This is a genomic window from Peribacillus sp. V2I11, from assembly GCF_030817135.1.
Classification (GTDB): domain Bacteria; phylum Bacillota; class Bacilli; order Bacillales; family DSM-1321; genus Peribacillus; species Peribacillus simplex.
In genome coordinates this window covers 3,722,574-3,748,025 of sequence record NZ_JAUSYW010000001.1, presented here as the reverse complement: position 1 = coordinate 3,748,025, position 25,452 = coordinate 3,722,574, and the positions used below count along the sequence as shown (strand labels likewise).

The window sequence follows — 25,452 nt, the reverse complement described above, 5'->3', positions numbered from 1 at the left end:
CCATCATTCAAAACCCGCCTTTCCATGACAGTGATTCAAAAATCCTGATTTTTCATTCTCAGCTTATACTCGAATTGACCGGCTAGCATCCTCATGATATGAAGGAACATTTCCCCCCTGGTGATTCGCTCATTTGTAAACACGCCGATCGCTCCTTCCTTTTTGCTAATATTCTCTTGCCTTGTGAAGGCGTCCATCACAGGGCCTAACTCTTCACCGTCCTGCAGCTTCTCAGCAACAATTCCCGGCAGTGGGATTCTCGCTCCGCCAGCTACAAAGACCTCACCGTCCCTCGTGGCCATCGCACCCCAATTACACAGAAACAGGCCTTGTCCCATTTTCACGACACCGCCTTCGAGTCCGATACCCATTTCGGCATCACTGTGAATCAAGCAATTCCGGGCACGTGTCATTGCCCCCTCCATCGTTTCCTCATCTGAAAAAGGCTGTTCCGGGACCCCGCTCTCCACTTGAAGCGAAATGATTTCTGCATCTTCATATACGCCAAGCACGGCACTTACTTTCGCCGGATTCTTACTGCCTACTGCTATTTTCAATATCATTACCTTCCTTCTATATAAAAAAAGCTGATGGAAAAGGATTCATGACAGCATCCCATTCCATTTCAGCTTCCTTCATCAACCGTTTTTTATCAAGGTCTCGAATGTCGTTTTATCACAGGAACGAACCAATTTCCCAATCAGTTCACGTGCAGCGGCATAATCATCAATATGAATCATGGATGCATGTGTATGAATATAACGGGAACAAATGCCAATCACCCCGCTTGGAATGCCTTCGTTTGCAATATGGACCTGCCCGGCATCCGTGCCGCCTTGGGAAACGAAATATTGATACGGAATATCATTCGACTCGGCCGTATCAAGGATGAATTCCCTCATGCCGCGATGCGTAACCATCGAACGATCAAAAATGCGGAGCAGTGCCCCTTTCCCCAGCTGGCCAAATTCACTTTTACTGCCGGACATATCGTTCGCCGGACTTGCATCCAAAGCGAAAAAAAGATCCGGTTTGATCATATGAGCTGCCGTTTGCGCACCCCGTAATCCCACTTCCTCCTGGACGGTTGCTCCGGAATATAAGATATTCGGTAACGTTTCACCTTTTAAATCTTTTAACAATTCAATCGCAAGTCCGCAGCCGTAACGATTATCCCACGCTTTTGCGAGGATTTTTTTCTCATTGGCCATCGGCGTGAATGGACAAATCGGTACAATCTGCTGACCTGGCTTAATACCGATTCTCTTCACATCTTCCTTGTCGTCCGCCCCGATATCAATCAGCATATTTTTGATATCCATTGGTTTTGAGCGTTGCGATTCATCAAGCAAATGGGGTGGAATCGACCCGATGACACCAATGACCGGACCGTTATCGGTTATGATTTCGACTCTTTGGGCCAAAAGCACTTGACTCCACCAGCCTCCCAGGGTCTGAAAGCGAATCATTCCATTTTCCGTTACGGAGGTGACCATGAATCCCACTTCATCCATGTGCCCGGCAACTAGTACAGTCGGCCCATCCTCATTGCCTCTTTTTACGCCAAATATTCCGCCAAGGCGATCTTGGACGATTTCATCCGAATACTTTTCCAGCTCACTCTTCATGAAACTCCGAACTGCATGTTCATTTCCCGAGGCTCCCGGTAATTCCGTCAATGTTTTAAAAAGCTCCAAAGTCTCATGATTCATTTTTTCTACCCCTAACCTATGTATTGTTTCTTACTATTTTACAAAACTTAGCAACGTGTTACACTAGAAAGTTCTAATTTATCAGTTAATGGGTAAAATTTCAAATTATTAGTCAAATAAAGCGTACTTCTGTATACTAGAAGAAGTTATTTTAAAAAATGCAATGGAGGAGAAATCAATGAATTGGAAAACGTTTTTACTAGGTACTGCAGCTGGGTTTGCCGCTGGCTTTGCCACAAAACAACTATTGGATCAATCAAGTAAACCTTCTCCGGATAAAGTCTTGGCCCAAGTGAAGGAAACAGTCAAAAAGGATGGAAATATATATGGCTCATGGATCTTGATGAAGCCGGAGAACTTTTCAAAAAATGATTTGGACTATGAAGTGTACAAAGGCGGGATCACCAGAAACACAGAGGGTAAACGCGAGCAATTCGAATTTGTTGCAGATGCCTCGACAGGAACGATTTTGGAGCTTAATGCGCAAAATGATTGAAATAAAAATAGGAGGGCTGCACATAACCCTGTCAAGTAGACAATAAAAAAAGAGTATTTTAAGCTGCGGCCTTTTCTCGATATTCAATCGGGGAAAGGCCGTTAAATTTTTCTTGGAAGCGATCAGTATTATAGAATTCTATATACTCCTGAATAACTACATAAGCTTCCTCTGCTGTTTTTGGGCGTTCCAAATATAACTTCTCTGTTTTTATATGCGAGAAGAAACTTTCTATACACGCGTTATCATGACAATTGCCACGACGAGAGTGGCTTCCTTGAATACCGAGTTCTTTTACCTGCTTTTCGTATGATTTCGTCGTATATTGGAATCCTTGATCAGAGTGAAGAAGGGCACCCTTTTCAAAGGACTTGTCCCTTAACTGATTTAACGTATTATGAACCAATTCAAGATCGTTTCGCGTAGAAACTTCCCATGCCACAATTTCATTATTATACAAATCTAAAACGGCAGATAGGTAGACAAACGTGTCTCCAATCCGTACATAGGTTATATCTGTTACTAACTTTTGTAACATGGACTCTGCATAGAACTCACGGTTTAAAACATTTTTAAATACAACGGATCCTCTTCGACCATAGAAAGGGCGTTTCTTTCGAATAATAGATGTAACCCCCAATTCTCTCATCAATCGGCGAACACGCTTATGATTGACAACGATTCCCTCTCTGAATAAAGCTCGAGTCATCCGTTTATATCCGTAGTATGGATGTATCTTATGGATGGCTAATATATGTTCTTTTATCCATAGGTTTTTCTCAAGTCTCAGAGAACGTCTAGACTGAGTCTTCCTCCATTTGTAGTAACCAGCTCTTGAAACTTCACCGATTTTTAATAGCCACGCGAGTGGGTGTGTTTTCCTCAATCCATCAATCACTTTAAACCTTTCGGCTTTCAGGACCATTCCTTCCCATGTAGATTTGGATTGCGCTTTTTTAAATAGTCCACCTGCGCTTTCAGATAAGCATTTTCTTCTTCTACACTAGAAAAATTCTTACGGTTCCATACACCACGTTGGTCTTCAAAAGGCTCATTATTTTGCACTTTCTTTACCCAATTCGCTATTTGCGCATCACTTTTGATACCAAATCGCTCACGAAGCTGACGATATGACCAGCCTTCCTCCAACTTCAAACGAACAACTTCTCGCTTTAATTCTTCTGTATATGTTTGAAAGGTTTGCCCCTTTTTTGCCATAAAAAAATCCCCTCCAAGATAGACTGTTTAAGAGCATTTTATCATGCTCTCTTTTTACTCTGTCTACCTGTAGGGGATAATACCAGGCCGTCTAAATGACGTCCCTCCTTTTGCTTTCCCGCTTATCGCTTCCGTTTCAATTCGGCAATTATCTCCTTACCCGTTACATCCCATTTGATGGCACAGTAATGGGCATCATGGTAAAAGCTATACCAGGACCCATTTTCCAGTCCGGATTTCATCCACTTTTCCTTCGCCTCGATGGAAGTCATGGGATAATCGTCATAAGCGAGGACCCAGAGGACATTCGCATGCGCGTGCGTCGGCATGATATCTGCCATGTGAATCAATCTATCCCCACCATCTTCAATGATGATGATCGAATGACCATCACTATGACCCCCAGTATGGATCATTTTAATGCCGTCCGTAATTTCCTGCTCACCTTCAAAAGGACGTACTAGAGAAGCGACAGCCTTCCAGTTTTCTGACCAATATGTACTTTTTGAACGAATATTCGGGTTTTTCATTTCCTCCCATTCCGTTTTGGTCGTAATGATTTCTGCACGCTCGAAAACAGGCACCCAAGTTTCACCTTCACGTTTCGTCAAACCGCAGGCATGGTCGAAATGTAGATGGGTCATTAAAATGTAATCGATATCATTTGGCTGAATCCCAAGTCTGCCAAGATCTTCGATAAGATTGGATTCCTCCGTGACCCCAAAATTCCGTTTTTGCTTGTCATTCATCTTTCCATTACCAATACCGGAATCTATAAGCATGTTCAAACCATTTGCCTGCACCAAAATCGGATCCGTACGTAACTCGATTTGGTTATTTTCGTTAACAGGATACTTCTTGGACCAAAGCGGTTTCGGTACAACGCCAAACATCGCACCACCATCCAAGTGAGTCACACCGCCATTCAACCATGTTAATTTAATTTCCCCTATTTGCATCGTTTCCATTTTACCCCTCCTCTCCCTTTAGTTTAACACCCACTTCCATATATTGAAATTGATAACAATCAAGTCATTCTCGTGTATGAATCATACCGGCTTAAACAAAGTAAAAAACCAGATGCTGTGCACCTGGTTTCTGATTGATGATTATTGGAACATTGCTTCCAATCTGTATATCCGGTTGCCTTTACTTGAGAACTTTTCTTCATACTCAGTCATGATGTTGCCTTCAAAATTGCTGTTATGCAGATCAAGGCTTACATATTTCAAGAGCATGCCGTATTCGGAAATACTCTTCAAGGAAGATTCGAATAACCCTTGGTTATCCGTCTTGAAGTGAATCTCGCCTTTGTCTGGCAGAATACCTTCATATACTTCGAGGAAGGTCTTATACGTTAACCGACGTTTTGCATGACGTGATTTCGGCCATGGATCAGAGAAATTCAAGTAGACGCGATCCACATCACCTTTTGCAAAATAATCCCCTAAGTTCGCTGCGTCAACATTCAACAGCTTTAAATTTGGAACATCCGCTTCAATCAGCAAGTCCAGTGCAGCTACAATGACGCTTCTATATACTTCAATTCCAATGAAATTCACTTCAGGATGAGCTTTTGCCATTTCTGTGATGAAACGGCCTTTGCCCGTACCCACTTCAATATATAACGGATTATCGTTACCGAAAACTTCATGCCATTTACCTTTATGGCTCACTGGCTGCTGAATTACATATTGTGGAAAATCATTCAAACGGTCTTCAGCCCAAGGTTTATTTCTTAAACGCATGATGACACCCCTATTTATAATATAATCGTTCAAACCATAACATGAGTGGATGGATTCCTGCAAGTTGATTTTTTCAGGAAAAGCCTGCATGCACCCACTGATACAATAAAAAAACCGCCGGCCATCCAGGCGACAGTCTCTGTAGTTTTCATGTATAAAACTTTCCGCAAAACACACCATAAATAAGTGAAGGGCAGGCGAGAACCACCTGTGAATCCCTTGAATCCATATTTAAGAAAGGAGAGGTATTATATGCCGCTTTCCCATGAACATCAAATGTCACTATTAAAAGATATATTGACCAATCATCAAACAGACTGCTGCGGATCCGTTTCTGAATGTGAACAGGTTGAAAGGCTCGTCAAATCCTTAATGATCAATATGGAAATTGACAGCAATGTGAAAACGATACTGACGGAGATTTACGAATACAGTCAGACAGGCATCGGTACCGCCGATTTAGATGCACATATTTCAACCCACCAGAACGACTTGTCCCAGTGGGTGGATGATATAGATCAATTCTGATCAGCCAACCATCAATAATGCTTCCAGTTTTTGCAGTAATTCATTTCTTTCCTCGTACCTCTTTCTACGATGATGCCATTGGATGGAAAGCACAAGTTGTGAAACCGTGTGCCATTTCATCCTCATCTCCAGGCCTGCGTCAAGCTTCTTGCCGTAACGGGCAAGCCATTGATTCCATTCTTCCCTTGGGACATATGAATACAGGAGTATGCCGAGGTCAATGGCCGGATCGCCAATGACCGCTCCGTCCCAATCAATCAGGAACAATCCGTCGGTTTCGGTCATGAGCCAATTATTATGGTTCACATCGCAATGACAGACGACTTTTTCGTCGCATTCAATCAACAGGAGATTATTCTGTAAAAAATGGATGGCCTGCTTGATAATCGGAATATCCGTAATATCCGAAGATAACCCGATTTCTATGTCTGTAAGTATACTTTCAGGTCGTAAAGGGGATTTCCCAAGCCTTTTGAGCATGCTTAACAAAGGATCGGATTGATGAATTTTTTGAAGCAGCTTTGCGACTCTTATATTGTTCATTTCCTGCTGAGATAGCTCCCTGCCTTCCATCCAATGCTGGGCCGTAATTACATCCCCATTTTCCAGGCGTTTTGTCCACATTAACTTTGGAACAATTCCCTCAGCTGAAAGAACAGCTAAAAATGGCGATGAATTTCGTTTAAGGAAGAGCTTCTGCCCCTCTTTCTCGGCAATAAAGGCTTCCCCCGTAGCTCCTCCAGCAGGGGATATATCCCACTCCTGACCTAATAAATGTTCCAACTGGTTCACCTTCGATTTCCTCGCTTAATCATACAAATGTGGGTACGTTCACCTAGTGTATGTATTACCACTACTTTGAGTCCATGTTTTATAAAAAATCCGCCTGTTGGCGAAGCTGCATATATACTTGCATCGGGATGATACCCGCAATTAAAAACATCCTCATTTTAGAGAAATAAAAAAATAGCTATTGAGCAATTAAACAATAGCCATAAATTAAATTTTAGTTGAAAAATGGTTTCTTCGTCAAGTACTATAAAACGATTATACTCATAAAACAAAAACAAATAAATCATTTCATATTTTTGTATGGGCTATCACCCTTGAACATGACGCGAATTTTCTCTTTCAGAACCACTGCAGCTACTTCATCCGTACCAACAATTTCCCCATCAGACTGAACTTTTACTGACCCTTGATTCTTCATTTTTATCATTTTACCAGAAAAAGAATCAACATTTTTAATGTTTAGGTGACCGCCCCAAAAAACGGTGATGAAGACGGTCAATAATTTCAACAAAGTAATATCATGGACCGCAATCACGTTCTGGTTCGCAATGACGATGAACCAAACCTTTTTCAAAAGATGCCGATCTCCATTAACGATCAATTCCATGAAGCTCGGCTTGTAAGTAAATAACATTTTAATAAAAATGAACAGATAAATTAATTTACCCGCTCTGACAAAATTAAACCATTTTTTCAGAGGGGAACGGTCCGCTTCATCGGAAATTTCAGCATCAATGCCCATTCCCAGGCTGTTCACGAAATAACCCACCTTGCCATTCGTCTCGAACTGCCCAATATCAATGGTACTAAAGGCATTATCCTGAAATAAAGAAAGGGCTTCTTCCAGACTCTCAGTTTTTTGAATGCCCCTTACATAATCATTGCCGGACCCAGCCGCAAGGGAGCCGATGATAGCATGAGGGAAACCAATGGCGCCATTTATCATTTCATTAATCGTGCCATCTCCCCCGACAGCGATCATCCGGGTATCCAGATTCGTCCCTGATAGAATTTCCTTCGTCAATCTTGACGCATGCCCCTTTTCCCGTGTAAAAAACACCTCATGGGGAACAGCTTTTGATTTCAGTATTTCCTCTGCTTTTTTCCAAATCTTCAAACTCTCTTCATTTCCAGCCATTGGATTCACAATAAAATACACCGTTTCATTTAGGTGCGGCATGCTCATTTCCTTCTGTTTGGTTATATTCGGCTTCCCATTCAGGCCACAGGCTGGATGCAGTTTGGCAATATTCAAGCAAAGCCTGCGCCCCTTTTAACTGCTGTGCCGCCTTAAGAGGAGACGATATTGCCCGCATTCTTTCAAACCATTCCGGGAAGGTCCGTTTATCCAATATCGTACTATAATAAGGGGCCTCGGGATAATCGACATATCCATAAAATCACCTTTTTAATCGGCATGTTCACTTCATATAGCTCAAATAACTGTGAGACGATGTTCGTCATCATTTGCCCCCAACAAAGGATTGAGCACTTTTTTATCAGGATGCTCATGATGCCTGCGGACACAGAAACGACCACTCGAACCGATGAAAGCAGCGTCTTCCTCCGCTTCCTGACAAGTGATGCACCAAGTATCAACAGGGGTAAATAAAATGACTTCGACTTCAACAGGCGCATTTTTCAATAGAAAGATAGGTTTATATAATATGAGAAACGTATCAGGAAAACGCTGCAGAAAAAAGCGGAGCCTCTCATCCAAAAAGAATGATTGGTCCACAAATGACTTTTCACGAAGCGTCGAACTCCCCCATTTCATTTGAAAACGGAACAATTGATTTAAAAAAATTTGCTTTAATTCATCCAGACTGGCCGGACGGAACGGAAATCTTAATGAAAAAACATTTGTATCTTCAACCTGGTTCGGTATTAGCGGTCCTTCTGCCACTGCCTCCTGTTTACCTGTCCGGTCGAATATGCCTTTCACCTTTTTAATCAGGCCCTTTGACTCTTCCTGAGCGGATCAAATTTGACCTGTGTTTCACTTTCAGTATGTTCGCTATACAATCGATCTAGCTCGCCCGCATTATAAGCTGCCTTCAGTTTATCCCATTGCTGTTTTTTCAACCGTGCAAATTGTGTTGGATAATGATAAATATCCTGCTCATAATATAATCCTGCATCTTTATGAGTTGTGCCATTCGACCACCACCCATCTCTTTCTATTTTTGAAGGTTTATCGTGAAAATCTTCTCGTATGAAGGGGAAGCTCCAAGATGTGTTTGATATAACGAAACCTGATCGGCTTCAAAATGCTTATTCTCCAAATTCGCTGACTGGCGAACGCTCTCCAACGAAAAGGGACTATCCCCCTCGAATTTTCTTGCCAGCGTTATATGAGGCTTAAACGGCTTTTTATCAAGTTCAAAACCCGCTTCGATACAAGAATTATAGACTTTCCTTTGAATGGCAAAAAGCCTTTCTTGCTGATGGACGCCTGCCCATAGAATCCTTGGACTCTCACTCCTGCCAAAACCGCCGATATCGCCGAGTTCCAAGCCGAATGAGGCCTCATTGGCAAGCTCGCTTTCCACACGCCCCAAAGCATCCTCTTTCAATGTATCGGGAGCATTGCCCAAAAATGCCATCGTAATATGATAATCGGCTGGATGCAGCCATTTCTTAAATGGAAAGTCTGGCTTTAGTTGTTCCGTAACGGCATTTAAATAAGCCTTAATATCATCAGGCAATACTAAAGCAAAGAAAAAATGAGTATTCATGATCACTTACATTCCTTCCTGTTTTCCCTTTAACTTTACCATAATCACCATTGCATATACCTTTTCTTGGTCTTCCTTATAAATATTCCCTATCCTCCATACCCTGAACGAAGCCATGGTGGAAAATGCACGGGTGCGGGGCGGATTAATGAAAAATACAGCAAAAATCAAACAAAAAAGACTGTAGGCAAAAGGAGTTCTATCTAAATTTTTAAACATAGTTGATTGGAACGGAAGGTGCGAGACTTCTGCGGGAATAGCGAGTCCAAGGGAGACCCCACAGGCGCAAGTGCGCCGAGGAGGCTCCCGGACCGCCCGCGAAAAGCGAGTGCCTGAAGTGGAAATCAACGTCCAAATTTGTACAAGCCCAAAAAAAAACTGTAGACAAACTCGATTTTCATCGAGTTTGTCTACAGTCTGAAAGGACCAAAAAATTGGTCCTTCCCTTCTCTTTCTTCGTTTAGCTGAACAGCGTTTCGTATAGCAGGAACAAGTTCAGTCCGATGATGAGTACAGCTATAAGCCAAGCGACGCTTGAGGTGAGTTTATGGTTGACCAGGTTGCCCATGATTTTTTTATTGCTTGTAAACATGATCAATGGCACTAAGGCAAACGCGATGCCAAACGAGAGTACAACTTGGCTCATCACAAGTGCTTTGGATGGGTTCACTCCCCATAGTATTATGAGCAGGGGCGGAACGGTGGTAATGACCCTTCTTAAATAAATCGGTATATGTCTTTTAATGAATCCCTGCATGACTACATCACCTGTCATTACGCCAACGGATGAGCTGGATAAACCGGCAAATAATAATCCTACTCCAAAGAACGTCGCGACTGATGGCCCAAGCATGGCACCGAATTGTTGATAGGCAACTTCCAGGTCCTCAACTAGTGCTCCATTCTTATGAAATAGGGCAGCCGAAACAATGACCATGGCGGCATTGATCGCACCTGCAATCAACATGGCGATGACAATGTCAATTAGCTCAAAACGATAAATCCTTTTTCTTTCCAAATCGTTTATACCGACTATTCTTCTTTGAGTCAAAGAGGAATGAAGGTAAATCGCATGTGGCATAACGGTAGCCCCAAGCATACCGGCCGATAGCAAAATACTGTCCACTCCCTCGAATTTTGGGGTGAAGAGTCCTAAAACAACGGCTGAAGTGTCAGGTTTTGCATAAAAAACCTGAGCACCAAATGCTATCACAACGACAAATATCATGACAGTGATCAGAGCTTCGAATGTTCGGTAACCTCTGCGCTGGATTTCCAAAATGGCAAAAGAACCAATCGCTGCAATTATTGCCGATGTGATAAGCGGTAAGTCAAAAAGCAAATAAATTCCTAGTGCCGCTCCTATGAATTCAGCTAGGTCGGTTGCCATTATAACGGCTTCGGCCTGAATCCATAATAAGAATGATGTTTTTTTCGAAAATTTTTCCCTGCACAGCTCCGGAAGGTTCTTTCCCGTGGCTATCCCCAATTTAGCTGAAAGTGATTGGATTAGCACAGCCATTAAATTGGATGCGAAAATAACCCATAATAACGTATAGCCATATTTAGATCCGGCTGTAATATTGGTCGCATAATTCCCTGGATCAATATAGGCCACAGCTGCTATAAAGGCGGGCCCTAGATAGGGAAGCAGTTTTTTAAATCCTCTCGAAGAAGATTGATGCAACACATCAGACATATCTATTCCTACTCCTTTTTACACGCAACTCAAATTGTTGTAACAGGTAAACTTTTTAGGTTATTAGCAAGTATATTCCTGGTTCTTGAAAATGTCAAAACAAAAAGGGAGGATTGCATACTGATGCAATTAGCGTGAACGTCGATTCGGAAATGGCCATCTCGCTACCGGCTACACATATAAAAACCCCCTTGCCAGTGGCAAAGGGGCTTTTATCTATTTAACGGAACCGCATTGCTTCTCGATTTCCTCGGAAAACAGTTTCTGCAGTCTTTGGGTTATCGGACCGGGTTCCCCGGCTGCAATCGATTGGCCATCGATATTAACAATTGGTGTCACTTCGACGCTTGTGCTGGTATAAAGGACTTCGTCGGCTGCCATCATGTCCTCGACCGTGAAGGCTTCTTCGACATAGGGAATCCCATGATCAGCGGAAAGTTTCAGCATCACCTGACGGGTAATTCCATTCAGGATCAAGTTTGTGGCCGGATGCGTTTTAAGTAGCCCATCCACCACGATTGAGACATTTGACGAACTTCCCTCCGTAACCGTACCATCACGATGCTGGATCGCTTCATCACAACCGGCTTCGACCGCTTGCTGTTTAGCCATTATATTACCCAGTAGATTTAAACTCTTGATATTACAGCGCAGCCAGCGTATATCGTCGGTGGTAACAGCCTTGACCCCTGGCTTCATTTTTCCTGTATAAGGCATTTCCTTGGTATAGGCAACAAAGACCGGTTCCACCTCTGCTGTTGGAAAAGAGTGTGTACGCGGCGATACGCCCCTTGTCAGCTGCATATAGACGATACCGTCCTTCAGTTGATCTTCAGCGATCAGTTCTTTCATGCGGGTTTTGACTTCCGCTGCAGTAAAGGTAACTTTCATCTGTATCAACTTCGCACTGTCCATCAGCCGATTCAGATGCATGTCCCCCGCAAATAATTCGCCATTATAAACCCGGATGACTTCATAAACGCCATCACCGAATTGATATCCCCGGTCTTCAATATCTACCTTTACTTCGGACCTGCTTTTAAGGTCGCCGTTAAAAATGATTTTTCCCATGTCTTTCTCCCTCTTTGCCTCTTATTTAGCCAATTCATGAATGGCACGTGCATAAATGGACGTAGCCTTAAGCATATCCTCAATATTAATATATTCATCTTTCTGATGCGCAATGTCTTCGCTGCCAGGGAAAAGCGGGCCGAATGCAACGCCCTCTTTCAATGAACGGGCGTATGTGCCGCCGCCAATCGAAAGGAGTTCAGCTTTATCACCTGTCTCCGCTTCATAAACTTCCTGCAACGTCTTAATCAAGAAGCTTTCACTGTCCACATAATGTGGAGTTGAATGCGAATTGGTCTTCACTTTCAAATTATATGCCCCGAGTCTTTCCTCCAATGCCGCCTTTTGCTGTTCCCACTCGAACGTCACCGGATAACGCATACTGAAACCAATAGAGCTGTCCCCTTGTTTAGAATAATTGAAAACGCCGGCATTGACCGTCAATTCTCCTGTTTGCTCATCCGAATAAGCCACACCTAAATTATTTCCGCGGGAATCTTCAAACAAACGATCCTTAATGAAAGTGAAGTAGGCTTTCGCATGCGGATCAAGAGTAAGATCAGCTAAAAATACGGCTAAATGGAGACCTGCATTCTTTCCATTTTTCGGTTCCATCGCGTGTGCCGAGACACCATTCATTTCAAGCAGCACTTGATTTTTTTGCGGAACGGCTTGCCCCTTCAATGAGTATTTTTGCAAATAATCCTGATAGTTCGCAGCCACTTCAGCAGGGTTAGCCGCTTCCACAATAGCCGTAGCAAAATCCGGTACCATATTCGTCCTTCGACCTGAAGAAAATTCCATAACATTCACGTTTGAGTTCGTGCCATTTCCTGCATCGGCAGGGTGTATAACCGAGAAATCCCAGATTCCTTTTTCCGCACTGATGATCGGGAAGTCAGCATCTGGTGCGAAGCCGATCGAGGGCATTTCCTCCACTTCAAAGTACCGGTCAACGCAGCGCCAGTTCGATTCTTCATCGGTTCCAATGATCATCCTCACACGTTTGTTCAAAGGTTCTCCTAGCTCCCGGACCAGCTTCATCGCATGATAGGCAGCCATCGTCGGCCCTTTATCATCGATTGCCCCACGAGCATATATGCGGCCATTGCGGATTTCAGCGCCGAACGGATCGGAACTCCAGCCATCTCCCTCAGGTACCACGTCGACATGGCATAATATCCCGATTAACTCCTCGCCTTCACCCATTTCGATATGACCAGCGACATTATCGACATTTTTCACAGTAAACCCGTCTTTTTCGCCTAATTGCAGCATGAAATCAAGCGCTTCCTTCACCCCTTTACCGAATGGGGCCTCCTCTGTCGGATGTTCTTCATCCAGTACACTTTTTATTTTCAATAAGTTTTGTGTGTCCAGCAATAAGTCCATTTTTCGTTTTTCAACTTCTTCTCGCCAATTCAATTCACTCAAAATATGACAACTCCTCTTTTATATATATTTTTCATTTTATCACTTTTACTATCTGATTCGCCAAGCGTTGCTGCCTTTTCTTCATATTCCCGTATTATTGCTAACATCAAACTACCGATAAAATTCCTTACGCAAATAAAAAATCACCCTCTTTTATTAAAAAGAAGATGATTTCATTAGACTATCGTCATCCATAAGCGCTGTTACTTTTCGGTTTAGCCTTGGGATGTATAAGGCTAAAAACACGGAACGTCCTAAACTGAAAACCAGGAATGCAAGCCATAATCCATGATTGCCATGATGCGGGACAGCTGTGAATTGGACAAATAGAAAAGCCAATAGTGCAAGGAGCATTGAGTTCCTAACAGGAACAGCTTCAGTGGCACCGGTAAACACTCCATAAAAAACGAGTCCGATAAAAGCACTGAATGGGAATAGGACTATCCATAGTCCATATTCATGGGCCAGTTCGATGACGCCGGGAATATTCGTGAAAAGGAGAATGACCTTATCGCTAAATAGATAGTAAGATGCGGCAAGTATGAACGAAGCAAACAAACCCCACCGCGCCGATAGAGAGAGTGTTTTTTTATAAAGGTTTATATCTCTCGAACCAATCGCCTTCCCGACCAGAAGACTCGACGCGTTCGCGAAGCCATCAAAGCAATAGGCCATCAGGTAATGGATTTGAATGAGTACGGCATTAGCCGCCAGTGTCTCTGTCCCGAAAGTGGTTCCCTTGGCCGTAAAAAGATTGAAAACCGTGATCAGGCAAATGGTCCTGATAAATAAATCCCTGTTGACCACCATCATTTTTTTCAGGGAAGCCCGATCGAACCCCTCCCGGAATGAAAATGAATCCGGTACGTTAACCGCTTTCCGGATCACCCACAAGCCCAGTAAAAAAGCGGAAATCTCTGATATCAATGAAGCGGCAGCAACCCCTGATACAGACCATGAAAAGCCATTTACAAAAACGAGGCATAGGACTATATTGATCAAGTTCATGAAAACTTGAATGAACAAAGACGTTTTTATCCTGGATTTCCCCATTAACCAGCCTAAGATGACATAGTTCAATAAGGCAAAGGGTGCACCCCATATCCGGATGCCGAAATAATCTGCGGCAAAGGCGGAAACGTCCGATTCCGGACCGATTGCGCCTAACGAGACATTCAAAATGGGCTTTTGAATCACGATAAAAAGAAGACCGATGATCGCTGCAATGAAAAAAGGCCGAATCAAGGCCATCAGGCTTTGATTTTCATCCCTTGCCCCCTCCGCTTGTGCAGCGAAGGCAGATGTACTGACCCGAAGAAAACCAAAAAGCCAATACATCGTATTAAAAATAATGGTTCCGACAGCCACCCCGCCGATATAAGCGGGATCACTCAACTTTCCAACCACAGCCGTATCGACCGCACCGAGCAAGGGCGTACTCATCGTCGAAATCGTAAGCGGAATGGCCAAGGAAAGATACACTCTGTTATTCATAAAATGATGACCTCCTATGTACATAAAAGTTCTGAAAAGCCAGAATTGGAATGACGTTATAAAAATTTGTATATAAAGTACAAAAAGATTGCAGTATTCAATTTTAATCACTGGAATTGAACATATGGTGCTCCCCAACATGCATGAGATGCCTCTACAAGATTACTTGAGAAACGTTTCAAATAGAACGGGTTAAGCTATTTTAGATATTAATAATTTACGGTATCAAAATTTGAAGAATAAAAGATTGATATCGCTTTCAACCTGCAGCGGTTATGGGGAGTCAACTTTTCAAAGACATACATGTACTTTTTTATCCAGCAAGAATAAGGAAATTCGCAAGCCGGAAAATAAAATGCTTGACGGATTCTTGAAGGAGTTAAAGTATTGCTCGTTGATAATATCACTTTTGAACTATGCTTGAACATATATTCATCGTTATAACAACCAATTAGGAGTGATCATGATGGGAAGATTGACTAAAAGTAGCCATTATCACTGGCGGAGCATCTGGTATGGGCAGGGAAATGGCAGACCTATTCACAAAAGAAGGAGCACAAGTCATTGCGGCTGATATCAATGAAAAAGCTGTAGCTGTTGTGAATGAACTGGATAACGTCCATGGAACTGTACTTGATGTATCTTCAGACGAAAGCTGGAAAAAGGTGACGGATGAAGTTATCGCTAAATTTGGCAAAATCGACATTTTGGTTAACAATGCCGGTATCTCAACGGAAAAAGGAATTAACGATTCGACATTGGCCGATTGGCAGCTAATGTTAAGCATCAATGGATTTGGACAATTCCTTGGAATGAAACACGTTGTTCCTTACATGGCTAAAGAAGGTAAAGGCGCAGTTGTGAACATTTCTTCCTTTACTGCTCAAATCGGAATGGGCTTAAACTCTTATTCTGCTTCAAAAGGTGCCGTTCGTGCCATTTCCAAGGCTGCCGCAACGCAATATGGCCGCATGGGCGTCCGTGTCAATGCCGTATTCCCTGGTATCATCGAAACACCAATGACTCAAACATTAGAAGAGTCAAAAGAGTTAGTGAACCAAATGATCAAGGCAACTCCAATACAACGTTTGGGCCAGCCGGCGGATATTGCAAATGCCGTGCTTTATCTAGCATCCGATGACGCTTCATACGTAACTGGTGCCGAGCTTGTCATCGACGGTGGATACTCAGCTCAATAATTATAGGCAGAAATGGAAAAATCCGTTTTCTGGAATCCAGAAACGGGTTTTTCTGATTCAATAAAGAAATTTTGTAAGTTGTAATGAGTTAAGTTAACACCCCAATGAAATAGCCAAAAGTCGTAAATACCAAACACCAGCTGAAGGCCCCTGCTCCTGCAAAGATAAAGTACTTTCGTTTCCCCATTCCATTCATACCGGAAATGTAACTGGCGAAGTGACGGACTCCTGGGATGAAATAGGCTATGATAATGGTCCAAGGACCGTATTTATTGAACCATTTCTCCAATTTTTCCAACCTCGCGGGGGTCATTTTGATCCACTTACCGTGCTTCCTCAAAAAAGGCTTCCCCACCTTTTTCCCGATGAAATAACTGATAAGCATCCCGGATATCGATCCAAGGAAACTGACAAGGAATGCTCCCTGGACATTCAAAACGGAAATGGATGACAAATAGCCGACAAAAGTCATCATGAACTCATCAGGTACCGGCAAGCCAATAATCCCAATGGCCAACAGTCCATATATTGCAAAATAACCATAGTTTGATATTAAATCTTTTACAATATCCATCTAAAGTACTCCATCTCAGCACCCTTTTTTAAAGTAATCCATTTTCTTATTCGGGCCTGGGTAACGTGATTACTTCTTTTTAATAGGATAACCTAATTTAACCCAGATGAGTTGATTTTCAAAAAAAAATAGAAAAAAAAGAAGAATGGACGCGTTTTTTGTTGAAATACCTGTATGACGATGCTAATCAATGTTTCCCCTTTACGGAAATGAAAAACGGCAACAATAAAGCGGACTCTATACCTGAGTCCGCTTCTTCTTATTTCACAATCTTTATTTCGTTGATCGGCCAATACACTAGATTCGCCTTGCCTACAATTTCATCGACTGAAATCGTTCCGATTTCACGGCTATCCAAACTATTTTGACGATTGTCCCCCATGAGGAACAGCTGGCCTTCCGGCACTGTCATGCTGCCTGAAATATCTTCGAGCTTGAAGGATTCAGTCAGCGGCACTCCTGCTTCCATCTGATTCTTATATTTGTCCAAGTATGGTTCTTCATAAGCTTTCCCATTAATATAAAGCGTATCGTCTTTATATTCAATATGGTCACCTGGCAGACCAATAACCCTTTTTATATAATCTTTATCCACCGTTGCATGAAAAACGACAATATCAAACCGGTCTATATTATCGATATTCGTTCCAAACTTGGTAAGAACAATTCTTTCGTGGTCTTGCAGAGTCGGCATCATTGACTCACCGTCCACGACAATCGGTGCAAAAATATACGTTCGAATTAAAAAAGCTAGAATGACTGCAATCAATATCGCTTTTATCCATGAAAAAACTTCTTTTCTTTTTTCCAATCGAAGTCCCTCTCTCTGTTTTTTATTCATGCCATTATATCATAATCCTTTAATGATCACGTCATACAAATACCCGCATTTTACACATTATCAATTACTTCCATTTTTCATACTGGATTTCGATGCTTTCCAACTCTATTTCCCTGCGCTGCATTTGGGCTGGACAAATCGCATTATATGTACGGACTTTCTCATTTATTTCATCAATTCGTTTTATTAATTCAGATTCGGGTCCATTCATTTTTTTCAAACGAACCAATCCGGATAGCTCTTCCCAAATTTCTTTTTGCCATTTTATCCAAAGCGGAACGTAACCGGCATCCTTGCCTTCTTCAAGAAATTGTCATATATATTTCCCGATAGCGCCGACTCCAGAAGCGGTTTTCCAAAGCCAGGAGTATTCTTCAGCACGCCGTCTCGTTCATATTCCTTAAAAATCTGATCCATCCAGTTTACATGCCCGTGTTCTTTGCCCATAAACAATCCCCCTTCAGATCATTTACCAATACATCTATTTACAATTATAACATTTTTATCAATATCCACTCCACCCTTGAGGATCAATCCATGGACACTTTCTCCTATTATAAAGATGCATATCTTTCAGCCAAACACATTCATGCATCAAAAAAAGGATTCCCCTATTGCGAGAATCCTTTTTTTCCTTTTCCTTTTTACTTCTGCCTTGTTCTTCGAATTATCCGTAACGGTGTAAGTCAATGTATAGGTGCCTTTTTTCCTCGTATTCACAGTCCCTGTTATTTTAATCTTACTTGTTAAACTTCCATCAATATTATCTTTCGCAGATACACCTGATTCAGGATTGAATGCCGAGTTATAGGCAATGTTTTTGCTTTTGGCTCCGGAAATGACCGGCTTGGTGCTGTCAACCGTAATCTTTCTTGTGACTGTCGCTGCATTTTTCGATGAATCAGTGATTGTATACTTTAATGTATACGTTCCCTTTTTCTTTGTATTCACCGTACCTGTCACTTTGATTTTTCTAGTCAAGTTGCCATCCAGGTTATCTTTCGCAAATACGCCTGATTTAGGGTTAAATGTCGAATAATAGCCAACGGTTTTACTATTGGCTCCCGAGAAGACTGGCTTGGTGACATCTATCGTGATCTTTCTTGTGACCGTCGCTGCATTTTTCGATGAATCGGTGACCGTATACTTCAATGTATAGGTCCCCTTTTTCTTCGTATTCACTTTACCCGTCACTTTGATTTTTCTAGTCAAGTTGCCATCGGCATTATCCTTGGCACTCACGTTTGTTTTTGGATTGAATGAAGAATTAAGTTTGATGGTTTTATTCCCTGCACCTGAAATCACCGGCTTGACTTGATCATAAACGGTTATCTTCCTTGTGATCCTGGCAACATTCCCAGCCTTGTCAGCTACCGTAAAAGTCAAATTATAGGTGCCCACTTTCTTGGTATCCACCTTACCTTCCACACGTATGGCACTCGTTAAATCACCATCTTTATCATCCTTCGCCTTTACGCTGGTTTTAGGATTGAAAGTTGAGTTGAATGGAATCGATTTACCCGCTGCCCCTGAAATCACAGGCTTATTCGTATCCTTGATGGGTAACAATCGATGGCATTTTGGAAATATAAGCCGATGAAACATACCCCTTAATACTCTGGTCTTCCGTTTGTACGGGGTAAAAGACAAATTTATTTCCCTTAGATTCGTGATAGTCAAAATTCCCTGTGATGATCAAGCTTGTATTTGGTGGAACAGATACTGCACCTGCAGTAGTGCTTATTTCTTTCCTGATATTCGCGATGGATGTCGTCATCACCTTGTCTCCTGCCCTTAACCAATAAACAGAGTCATGCGTTTGATCTGTCAGTGTGTATACAAGATTTGTAAAGATGATATTTTCAGTGCTATCCCGATCATATTGAAAGTCCGAAGTTTTGAATGGATATTTTGCCAGTTTTGTATCATTCAAATAACTTTGGTTCTCTATCTCAGCAAAAACTTCCTCTTGGTAGGCATTCGCATTTATTTTCCCGTTTTCCTGGTAGAGAGGACTGTTAACCGGTTTTGTCCCATTGTAAGCCATGACAGGGAAATACCAGTTTTCGATGACCCTGCGTCCTGCATCTTTGATCTTGGGCAAATCCCTTCTGGAATACATGCCACTCAGTACCTCGACGCCTGCCCCGATATTGTAGGCAATATCATTTTCCAGCTTTTTCTGGTCATACCCACTTTTATTGGTAAGCTGCATTAGACCGATACCGCCATCGTCGGATTTAATCGGTGTACCGTCCTCATTAAATTGCCTCCAATCCCCGTTTTCCTGCGTAGCCACCGCTTTTACCACTTCAGGGGGGATTTCAGCATCTATTGCTGCATTCGTCAGTAAGCAGTTGATCTGCTTATGGGAAGGATTTTCATTGGGTTGAATCTCACCGTATGATGAACAAGCATTGTTTATTCCAGACTCTGCAAAAGCCTGTCCATTGAACAAACCGAGTGTTAAACAGGACATTATTCCAGCCTTCATTAAAGGTATCTTCATCGATCGAACTCCAGTCTATTTATATTTGAATCTATAATAATAGTAACATGATAGACTGGTGATTGCAGGTATAAAAAGGTATATCCCCCTAAAATATCCTTGCAGCATAAAAGGAGCTGACCCGCATTTTCGGGCCAGCTCCTCTGTTTTCAAATCACACTATGTATGGTGTCGGATCATACGATCACTTCCACCGTTTCCCTCTGCTTCCTTACAAGGCACATGATACCCGGTACGATGAAGAAAATAAGCGGCCAAACATGAAAGACCGTCAGAATGCCCGTAATGATCAAAAAGATTCCGGCTCCCTTCGCTTTGCCGCCTTTTAATAGAAAGATAGCGATCAAGCCGCCTGCCAAAGCAATGAACAGCGATATGATCCCCGCCCATAGTAAGCCCATGAACAGCTTGATTGACATATCTACCTCAGACGAGGAAAACTCAGAATCTGTCATTAATGAGTAATCCATCATATCTTTCAAATCGATACTGTTGAGATAAACGGCCGCTATGATCGTCACGATTAAAAAAATCGCAGCAATACATACGCCTATGATACTTAATGCGAATTCCCATGTCCGTTTCATTTGCTTCGCCTCCCTGAAAAAGTCACTTATTTATAATACCCAATCTGGGAAGGAGTAAAAGACTTTTATTCCATGCTCCTCAAAATCTTATGGGCAAGGCTAACCAAATCTATCCCTGCCATAACGACCCGGAGATAGGGCCGTCAGTACTCCTTCTTTTTCAATCGTTCATTTAATTCATCCGCTTCATTTTCCGGATTACGCAAATTTGTCATATGAATAACAGAATAATTAGAGCAAGTAGAATGATTGCCATAACACTGAATGCCAACAGCATGGATAACCTCCAAAGGAAAAAGACTCTGTTTTTATCAGAGCCTAAAAAACATTCCTATTCACGATCAAATCCACCAATAGTTCGACAGATGGTTCTTTGGGCATCATATCCATTGTAAATCCATAGTCTTTAAGTCTATTGCCGGTACTTTCCCCGATTACCCCGATGGAGGCTTGATTTAGCAAACCTTCAATATCCACGTCGGCCTTGTTCCCATATTCCATCAGCATGTCTACTGAATGCCGATTTGAAAATAGTACCGTTCCAACAGCTATCCCGCCCAGCATTCTCGGAAGGATTTCAAGGAATCTTTCATCGACAAATTTATCGATTGATTGAAAATAGTCTCCTTCCCCATGAGCAGGATCTCTTTGATTTCTGTTACGATCTCCAACAACCAACAGGGTTCCGGCTTCCGACATCTCGGATTTGAGCCCGGCCATCAGTCCCCGTTGCTGTAAAGCCTTTTTCGATTTCCTTGATAACACATAAAGTTTAGAAGTAATCCGGCGGAAATCAATAGCATGTTCAATGAGTGAGTCCAAGAATCCATCGGCACTTTCGGGCGAAGTGAAGAGAATCCTATCATACAAAAGAAAAGAGAGCAGCTGACTTTCTTCTATTTTCACTTTGGCTGCATGCCATTTAGGAAACTCGATGACTTCGCCGCCAAGTTCATTCAGGGCTTCTGCCAAGTAACTCTTTGCCGTCCCGGTCCGGGCCACTAAAAACCGTTGCCCGAATAGCGGCTTCTTTTCGAACCATTGCAGTTTTCCCCTTAGTGAAATGATATCTCCGACCAAGGTGATCGCAGGATTGCCAAGCGACCTTTCACTTACCCTTTCGACGATATCATCCAAGGTCCCCTCGACACTTTCCTGTCTTCCATAAGTGCCCCATTGTATGACGAGTGCCGGCGTATTCCCCGGCTTCCCATGGTTGATCAAATTTTCGCGGATATACGGAAGGTTGGCCACACCCATATAAAAGGCAACCGTATCTATACTATTCACAAGCCCGTTCCAATCTATATCCTTCTTCGTTCGGTCATGGCCCGTCACCATCGCAAAGGAACTTCCGTAATCCCGATGCGTGACGGGGACTCCTGCGTATATGGATGCGGCAATGCTGGACGTAACCCCCGGAATGACTTCGAATGGGATCCCCTCATCTTTCAACGCTTCCGCTTCCTCCCCGACTCTTCCAAAAACGGCAGGATCACCGCCTTTCAAACGGACGACCCTATGCCCTGCCAGTGCTTTGGAAACAAGCAGCTCATTGATGTTTCCTTGACTGATGCCATTCGTATAAGGTGTCTTGCCACAATATATCAATTCACAATCGAGTGTGGCAGCCTCCAACAGTTTGGGATTTAGCAATCTATCATATAAAATGACGTCCGCCTTTTCAATCGCTTTTTGACCTTTTACGGTAATCAGGCCCACATCACCCGGACCTGCACCCACAAAATAGACCTTGCCCTTGGTCATGCCGCACTCACCCCTATCTGCTTGCAATTCCCTGATAATATTTCACCAGCTCCACCATTGCACTGCCCATCCGTTGATCTTCAGGATAAATGACCCGCTCGATCCCTTCATCGATTACCACCTGCGCCGTTACCTTTCCGACCGCAAGAGCAATTACATCTGATGCAAACAGGTCGATTATCTTATCCTCCACACCTTGTTCACGGACAAATCTCATTAAATTCCGCGGCTGCGGTGCACTCGTGAACACAACTGAATCGATTTTGCCTTCAAGGATTTCTTGGATCAGCTGCTGCATCGTTTCTTTTTCGGGCGGTATATGTTCATATGGCAGGATTTCTTTATGTTCCACTTTTTGTTCATCCAACCAGTTCATCAAAAGAGGCGCCGGATCGCCGTGAAGCTGCAAAGCGACCTTAACACCTTCAGACAGTTGGCCTTCCAGATTGCGAACAAGCCCTGCCGTACTGCCATCATCATCACGGATTAATGGCTGCAGACCAAACTTTTTCAGCATATTCACCGTTTTATAGCCCCTAGCTGCAATTTTCATAGACTGCAAAGCTTCTATGAAACGATCTCCCGCGTCCATCTTCACTGCCGTTTTATATAATAATTCCGTCCCCACTCCCGTCGTGAGGATGATCCAATCGAACTCCCCTGCCATCAACCGGGTGACATCCTCTTCCAAATGGGAATCATCAAGGAAAACCGTCCCCTGTGCCGGGCGAACGAGCGGAACTCCCCCTAGATTTTGAACGATTTTACTAAGTTCTTCCGTCTTCCTCGCTCCCAATAAAGCAACGGTCCTGCCATTAAGCTTACTCATCCATGCCCCTCCTATATGTACATTCAATTAAATCCATCTCACCCATTATACAAATTTTCAGTCTTTGAAACTATAAAAAATGAATTCCAAATCAAAATCAACGCATTTTCTTTCTTGTTCCTATATGAAATCAATGGAAAAATGGTTTAGCAGCACTTTGCTTTTTATAAATCCCACTCTCGTGGAGGCTCGGGCTTTTACTCGTAAGTTTCGGGCTTTTACTCGTGAGTTTGGAGCTTTTACTCGTAAGTTTCAGGCTTTTACTCGTGAGTTTGGAGCTTTTACTCGTGAGTTTCAGGCTTTTACTCGTAAGTTTGGAGCTTTTACTCGTGAGTTTCGGGCTTTTACTCGTGAGTTTGAAGCAAATACTCTACAACAATAATAATATAGCGGGTTTTAAAAGATTGAATCAAAACAAGCTCTTCTTATCTTGGTTTAGTTCCGTTAGTAAGAAATATAATCCCATTTCCTCCATGGATCTTCAATTCCCTCATTTTACCTTTTCCTGCCAGTAAAAATATCAGCAAGGACAGCCAATTTTAACGATCTAACATTTATTAATTGTTATGGAGGGCCCTTTGGGCAATTTGCTTCTGCTCTTTTTTTACAAAAATATCATATTGACTAGTTTCATGGCGATTTTGAAAGTTTTCGGAACCTAAATTCATAGGCGTTTTCGTTTTGAATTGTATCCCTTCCCTTTCCAATTTCGCAATCACCTTAAAATAATTATCATTTCCGAATGCCGTATAAATACATGTCCAATATTTATAGGAAATCAGTTTGGCAGTTACTACACATGCAAGCACGAAAACTAGTATTCCAATTATTATATACACCCTTTAGCTTCCTTTCTTTTCAGGCTTTTTCGAAAAGCGATCCTGTACACTATATTCTTTGCCATACATAACATTTCCTTTTTACGTAAAAAAAGGAGACCCCAGTTTCGGGTCTCCTTCTTCATATCTTCATTATTTTTCCGGCACGTTACAAGAGCCGTCCGTACAAGCGTTGCCTGTTGCTGGATCATTGACCATTGTAATCGGGTTTTCCTCAGCCCATACTTTTTTTAGCGTATCCAGGAACGCTTCTGTTGGCTGGGCGCCGGAGATTCCATACTTGCGGTTAAAGACAAAGAATGGCACGCCTGTAATACCAAGCAGGCTTCCTTCTTGCTCATTTCCCCTAACCTCCGCCGTGAATGCCGATCCTGCCAGCATGGCTTCCGCCTCGGACTTTTCAAGGCCGGCCTCTTCAGCCAAACTAGCCAATGTAGCGTGATCGCCAATATGTTTGCCTTCCGTAAAGTATGCTTTAAATAGGTGTTCATTCATTTCTTTCTCTTTACCTTTTGATTCAGCAAAATGCATCAAGCGGTGAGCATCGAACGAATTCGTTAAGACCACTTTGTCCAAATGATAATCAAGTCCCAATTCTTTAGCCTGTTGAGTCAGGTTTTGATTGCTCGCCTCCACCTGCGCTTGAGACATGCCGTATTTCTTGGCCAGCATTTCATTTTGAGTCATATTGATATCCCGCTCAGCCTCTGGGTTCAACTCGAAACTGCGAAATGAAACCTCTACATGATCTTTATTTTCAAACTGCTTTAAAGCCTCTTCGAATCGACGCTTTCCTATATAACAGAACGGACATTGATAATCCGACCAAATTTCCACCTTCATGTAAATACCTCCTCATTTTAAATGCAATCGCATTAAGCACATTATATAATCCTGGGTATCCTCTTGCAAGGATATTACCCTAGACACTCATTTTCAAAATTGGTGAAGTCGACCTTTTTCATGAATTCTTCCAATGTATAGCCTTTTAGCAGGCGCAATGTTTCCTTTTCGGCTTCGTTCATGATCTCCTCCAATGCCGTATCCAGCTGCTTCCCGACTTCACCGCATTCGCTCGTTTCCATACAAACAAGACATTCCGGCCGTACCGCTTGATACACATCGGCCAAAGTCAGCTGAGAGGCAGGCACCTTCAAGCTATATCCGCCTTCCCGACCTTCCTTTGTTTCGACGATCCCCGCAGCTGCAAGCTGTGCCATCACCCTTCTTAAAAAAGTGGCATGTGACTTCACCTTTAAGGCGATTGCCGAACTTGTCAGGAGCTTTTCGCTTTGTGCAAGCCAAACCAGAGAGTGAATGGCAATAGCGAACCGCGGCGGACCAATTTGATTGTTTCGATTACCTGAAGACATGATT

General features: G+C 42.6%; 29 protein-coding genes. 4 read left to right on the top strand and 25 right to left on the bottom strand.

Annotated features, from left to right (window positions below; all coding sequences use genetic code 11):
* Positions 1–35: 35 nt before the first annotated feature.
* Together QFZ73_RS18340 and QFZ73_RS18335 are read right to left on the bottom strand one after the other, a co-directional pair.
* On the bottom strand, positions 36–557 hold the full coding sequence (locus QFZ73_RS18340; protein ID WP_251429508.1) for a DUF84 family protein: 522 nt from the start codon (positions 555–557) through the stop codon (positions 36–38).
* Between the two features lie 81 nt (positions 558–638).
* Positions 639–1,712 carry a M42 family metallopeptidase gene (locus QFZ73_RS18335; RefSeq protein WP_307269142.1) on the bottom strand — a complete coding sequence of 358 codons (1,074 nt, stop codon included), beginning with the start codon at positions 1,710–1,712 and terminating at the stop codon, positions 639–641.
* 178 nt (positions 1,713–1,890) lie between these two features.
* Between QFZ73_RS18335 and QFZ73_RS18330 the strand changes: the two genes are divergently transcribed.
* Positions 1,891–2,208: a PepSY domain-containing protein gene (locus QFZ73_RS18330; protein WP_251429402.1), complete on the top strand. Its 318-nt coding sequence runs from the start codon at positions 1,891–1,893 to the stop codon at positions 2,206–2,208.
* Positions 2,209–2,266: 58 nt separating this feature from the next.
* On the opposite strand, the gene QFZ73_RS18325 is transcribed toward QFZ73_RS18330, so the two are convergent.
* The 3 genes from QFZ73_RS18325 to trmB form a co-directional block, all read right to left on the bottom strand.
* Positions 2,267–3,426, bottom strand: a protein-coding gene (locus tag QFZ73_RS18325; protein WP_373458955.1) for an IS3 family transposase whose coding sequence is annotated in 2 segments (ribosomal slippage) — positions 2,267–3,168 and positions 3,168–3,426 — 1,161 coding nt in all. Because the reading frame shifts where the segments join, the coding sequence is not laid out codon by codon here.
* Positions 3,427–3,548: 122 nt separating this feature from the next.
* Positions 3,549–4,394 carry a YtnP family quorum-quenching lactonase gene (locus tag QFZ73_RS18320; protein ID WP_307269137.1) on the bottom strand — a complete coding sequence of 282 codons (846 nt, stop codon included), beginning with the start codon at positions 4,392–4,394 and terminating at the stop codon, positions 3,549–3,551.
* Between the two features lie 141 nt (positions 4,395–4,535).
* Positions 4,536–5,174, bottom strand: coding sequence for a tRNA (guanosine(46)-N7)-methyltransferase TrmB (trmB, locus tag QFZ73_RS18315; RefSeq protein WP_207436817.1), 639 nt, complete (start codon positions 5,172–5,174; stop codon positions 4,536–4,538).
* A gap of 252 nt (positions 5,175–5,426) precedes the next feature.
* Between trmB and QFZ73_RS18310 the strand changes: the two genes are divergently transcribed.
* On the top strand, positions 5,427–5,702 hold the full coding sequence (locus QFZ73_RS18310; RefSeq protein WP_034309293.1) for a YtzH-like family protein: 276 nt from the start codon (positions 5,427–5,429) through the stop codon (positions 5,700–5,702).
* Here QFZ73_RS18310 and QFZ73_RS18305 read toward each other — a convergent pair whose 3' ends face one another.
* The 8 genes from QFZ73_RS18305 to QFZ73_RS18270 all read right to left on the bottom strand — a co-directional run bounded on the left by QFZ73_RS18305 (position 5,703) and on the right by QFZ73_RS18270 (position 14,930).
* Entirely contained in the window at positions 5,703–6,485 is a 783-nt protein-coding gene (locus QFZ73_RS18305) for a phosphotransferase family protein (RefSeq protein ID WP_251429408.1), read from the bottom strand.
* Between the two features lie 292 nt (positions 6,486–6,777).
* Complete coding sequence (locus QFZ73_RS18300) at positions 6,778–7,749, bottom strand: diacylglycerol/lipid kinase family protein (protein WP_307269128.1); 972 nt, start codon at positions 7,747–7,749, stop codon at positions 6,778–6,780.
* A 180-nt stretch (positions 7,750–7,929) separates the two neighbouring features.
* Positions 7,930–8,439 carry a hypothetical protein gene (locus QFZ73_RS18295; RefSeq protein ID WP_307269126.1) on the bottom strand — a complete coding sequence of 170 codons (510 nt, stop codon included), beginning with the start codon at positions 8,437–8,439 and terminating at the stop codon, positions 7,930–7,932.
* A 235-nt stretch (positions 8,440–8,674) separates the two neighbouring features.
* A complete protein-coding gene (gene thpR / locus QFZ73_RS18290) occupies positions 8,675–9,232 on the bottom strand; it encodes an RNA 2',3'-cyclic phosphodiesterase (protein ID WP_307272891.1) in 558 nt (185 codons plus the stop codon).
* Positions 9,233–9,692: 460 nt separating this feature from the next.
* The gene (locus QFZ73_RS18285) at positions 9,693–10,931 is read right to left on the bottom strand and encodes an Nramp family divalent metal transporter (RefSeq protein WP_307269124.1); all 1,239 of its coding nucleotides are present in this window, start codon (positions 10,929–10,931) and stop codon (positions 9,693–9,695) included.
* Positions 10,932–11,147: 216 nt separating this feature from the next.
* Positions 11,148–12,002 (bottom strand): D-amino-acid transaminase, encoded by an 855-nt coding sequence (dat, locus tag QFZ73_RS18280; RefSeq protein WP_307269121.1) that lies wholly within the window; start codon positions 12,000–12,002, stop codon positions 11,148–11,150.
* 21 nt (positions 12,003–12,023) lie between these two features.
* Positions 12,024–13,436: a dipeptidase PepV gene (pepV, locus tag QFZ73_RS18275; RefSeq protein ID WP_307269118.1), complete on the bottom strand. Its 1,413-nt coding sequence runs from the start codon at positions 13,434–13,436 to the stop codon at positions 12,024–12,026.
* A 156-nt stretch (positions 13,437–13,592) separates the two neighbouring features.
* Positions 13,593–14,930: an MATE family efflux transporter gene (locus tag QFZ73_RS18270; RefSeq protein WP_307269115.1), complete on the bottom strand. Its 1,338-nt coding sequence runs from the start codon at positions 14,928–14,930 to the stop codon at positions 13,593–13,595.
* Positions 14,931–15,445: 515 nt separating this feature from the next.
* Between QFZ73_RS18270 and QFZ73_RS18265 the strand changes: the two genes are divergently transcribed.
* Positions 15,446–16,129: an SDR family NAD(P)-dependent oxidoreductase gene (locus tag QFZ73_RS18265; RefSeq protein WP_307269112.1), complete on the top strand. Its 684-nt coding sequence runs from the start codon at positions 15,446–15,448 to the stop codon at positions 16,127–16,129.
* A gap of 88 nt (positions 16,130–16,217) precedes the next feature.
* On the opposite strand, the gene QFZ73_RS18260 is transcribed toward QFZ73_RS18265, so the two are convergent.
* The 9 genes from QFZ73_RS18260 to QFZ73_RS18220 form a co-directional block, all read right to left on the bottom strand.
* Positions 16,218–16,703 (bottom strand): DedA family protein, encoded by a 486-nt coding sequence (locus tag QFZ73_RS18260; RefSeq protein WP_063232654.1) that lies wholly within the window; start codon positions 16,701–16,703, stop codon positions 16,218–16,220.
* 259 nt (positions 16,704–16,962) lie between these two features.
* Positions 16,963–17,544 (bottom strand): signal peptidase I, encoded by a 582-nt coding sequence (lepB, locus tag QFZ73_RS18255; protein ID WP_307269107.1) that lies wholly within the window; start codon positions 17,542–17,544, stop codon positions 16,963–16,965.
* Between the two features lie 64 nt (positions 17,545–17,608).
* Positions 17,609–17,773, bottom strand: coding sequence for a hypothetical protein (locus QFZ73_RS18250; RefSeq protein WP_307269102.1), 165 nt, complete (start codon positions 17,771–17,773; stop codon positions 17,609–17,611).
* Between the two features lie 35 nt (positions 17,774–17,808).
* Positions 17,809–17,991, bottom strand: a complete 183-nt coding sequence (locus tag QFZ73_RS18245; RefSeq protein WP_307269097.1) for a hypothetical protein — start codon at positions 17,989–17,991, stop codon at positions 17,809–17,811.
* Between the two features lie 147 nt (positions 17,992–18,138).
* Positions 18,139–19,113: an immunoglobulin-like domain-containing protein gene (locus tag QFZ73_RS18240; RefSeq protein WP_307269094.1), complete on the bottom strand. Its 975-nt coding sequence runs from the start codon at positions 19,111–19,113 to the stop codon at positions 18,139–18,141.
* Positions 19,088–20,053 carry a transglycosylase SLT domain-containing protein gene (locus tag QFZ73_RS18235; RefSeq protein WP_307269090.1) on the bottom strand — a complete coding sequence of 322 codons (966 nt, stop codon included), beginning with the start codon at positions 20,051–20,053 and terminating at the stop codon, positions 19,088–19,090. The genes QFZ73_RS18240 and QFZ73_RS18235 overlap by 26 nt, the downstream gene beginning before the upstream one ends.
* A gap of 176 nt (positions 20,054–20,229) precedes the next feature.
* Positions 20,230–20,640, bottom strand: coding sequence for a DUF4064 domain-containing protein (locus tag QFZ73_RS18230; RefSeq protein WP_251429449.1), 411 nt, complete (start codon positions 20,638–20,640; stop codon positions 20,230–20,232).
* 318 nt (positions 20,641–20,958) lie between these two features.
* A complete protein-coding gene (gene cobA / locus QFZ73_RS18225) occupies positions 20,959–22,407 on the bottom strand; it encodes a uroporphyrinogen-III C-methyltransferase (protein WP_307269083.1) in 1,449 nt (482 codons plus the stop codon).
* Between the two features lie 13 nt (positions 22,408–22,420).
* Positions 22,421–23,236 (bottom strand): uroporphyrinogen-III synthase, encoded by an 816-nt coding sequence (locus QFZ73_RS18220; RefSeq protein WP_307269080.1) that lies wholly within the window; start codon positions 23,234–23,236, stop codon positions 22,421–22,423.
* 79 nt (positions 23,237–23,315) lie between these two features.
* On the opposite strand from QFZ73_RS18220, the gene QFZ73_RS18215 reads away from it, so the two are divergent.
* Entirely contained in the window at positions 23,316–23,618 is a 303-nt protein-coding gene (locus tag QFZ73_RS18215) for a hypothetical protein (RefSeq protein WP_307269077.1), read from the top strand.
* Positions 23,619–23,793: 175 nt separating this feature from the next.
* On the opposite strand, the gene QFZ73_RS18210 is transcribed toward QFZ73_RS18215, so the two are convergent.
* The 3 genes from QFZ73_RS18210 to QFZ73_RS18200 all read right to left on the bottom strand — a co-directional run bounded on the left by QFZ73_RS18210 (position 23,794) and on the right by QFZ73_RS18200 (position 25,448).
* Positions 23,794–24,075 carry a hypothetical protein gene (locus QFZ73_RS18210; protein ID WP_251429459.1) on the bottom strand — a complete coding sequence of 94 codons (282 nt, stop codon included), beginning with the start codon at positions 24,073–24,075 and terminating at the stop codon, positions 23,794–23,796.
* A 132-nt stretch (positions 24,076–24,207) separates the two neighbouring features.
* Entirely contained in the window at positions 24,208–24,918 is a 711-nt protein-coding gene (locus QFZ73_RS18205) for a DsbA family oxidoreductase (RefSeq protein WP_307269072.1), read from the bottom strand.
* Positions 24,919–24,992: 74 nt separating this feature from the next.
* Positions 24,993–25,448, bottom strand: a complete 456-nt coding sequence (locus tag QFZ73_RS18200; RefSeq protein ID WP_063232644.1) for an RrF2 family transcriptional regulator — start codon at positions 25,446–25,448, stop codon at positions 24,993–24,995.
* Positions 25,449–25,452 lie beyond the last annotated feature (4 nt).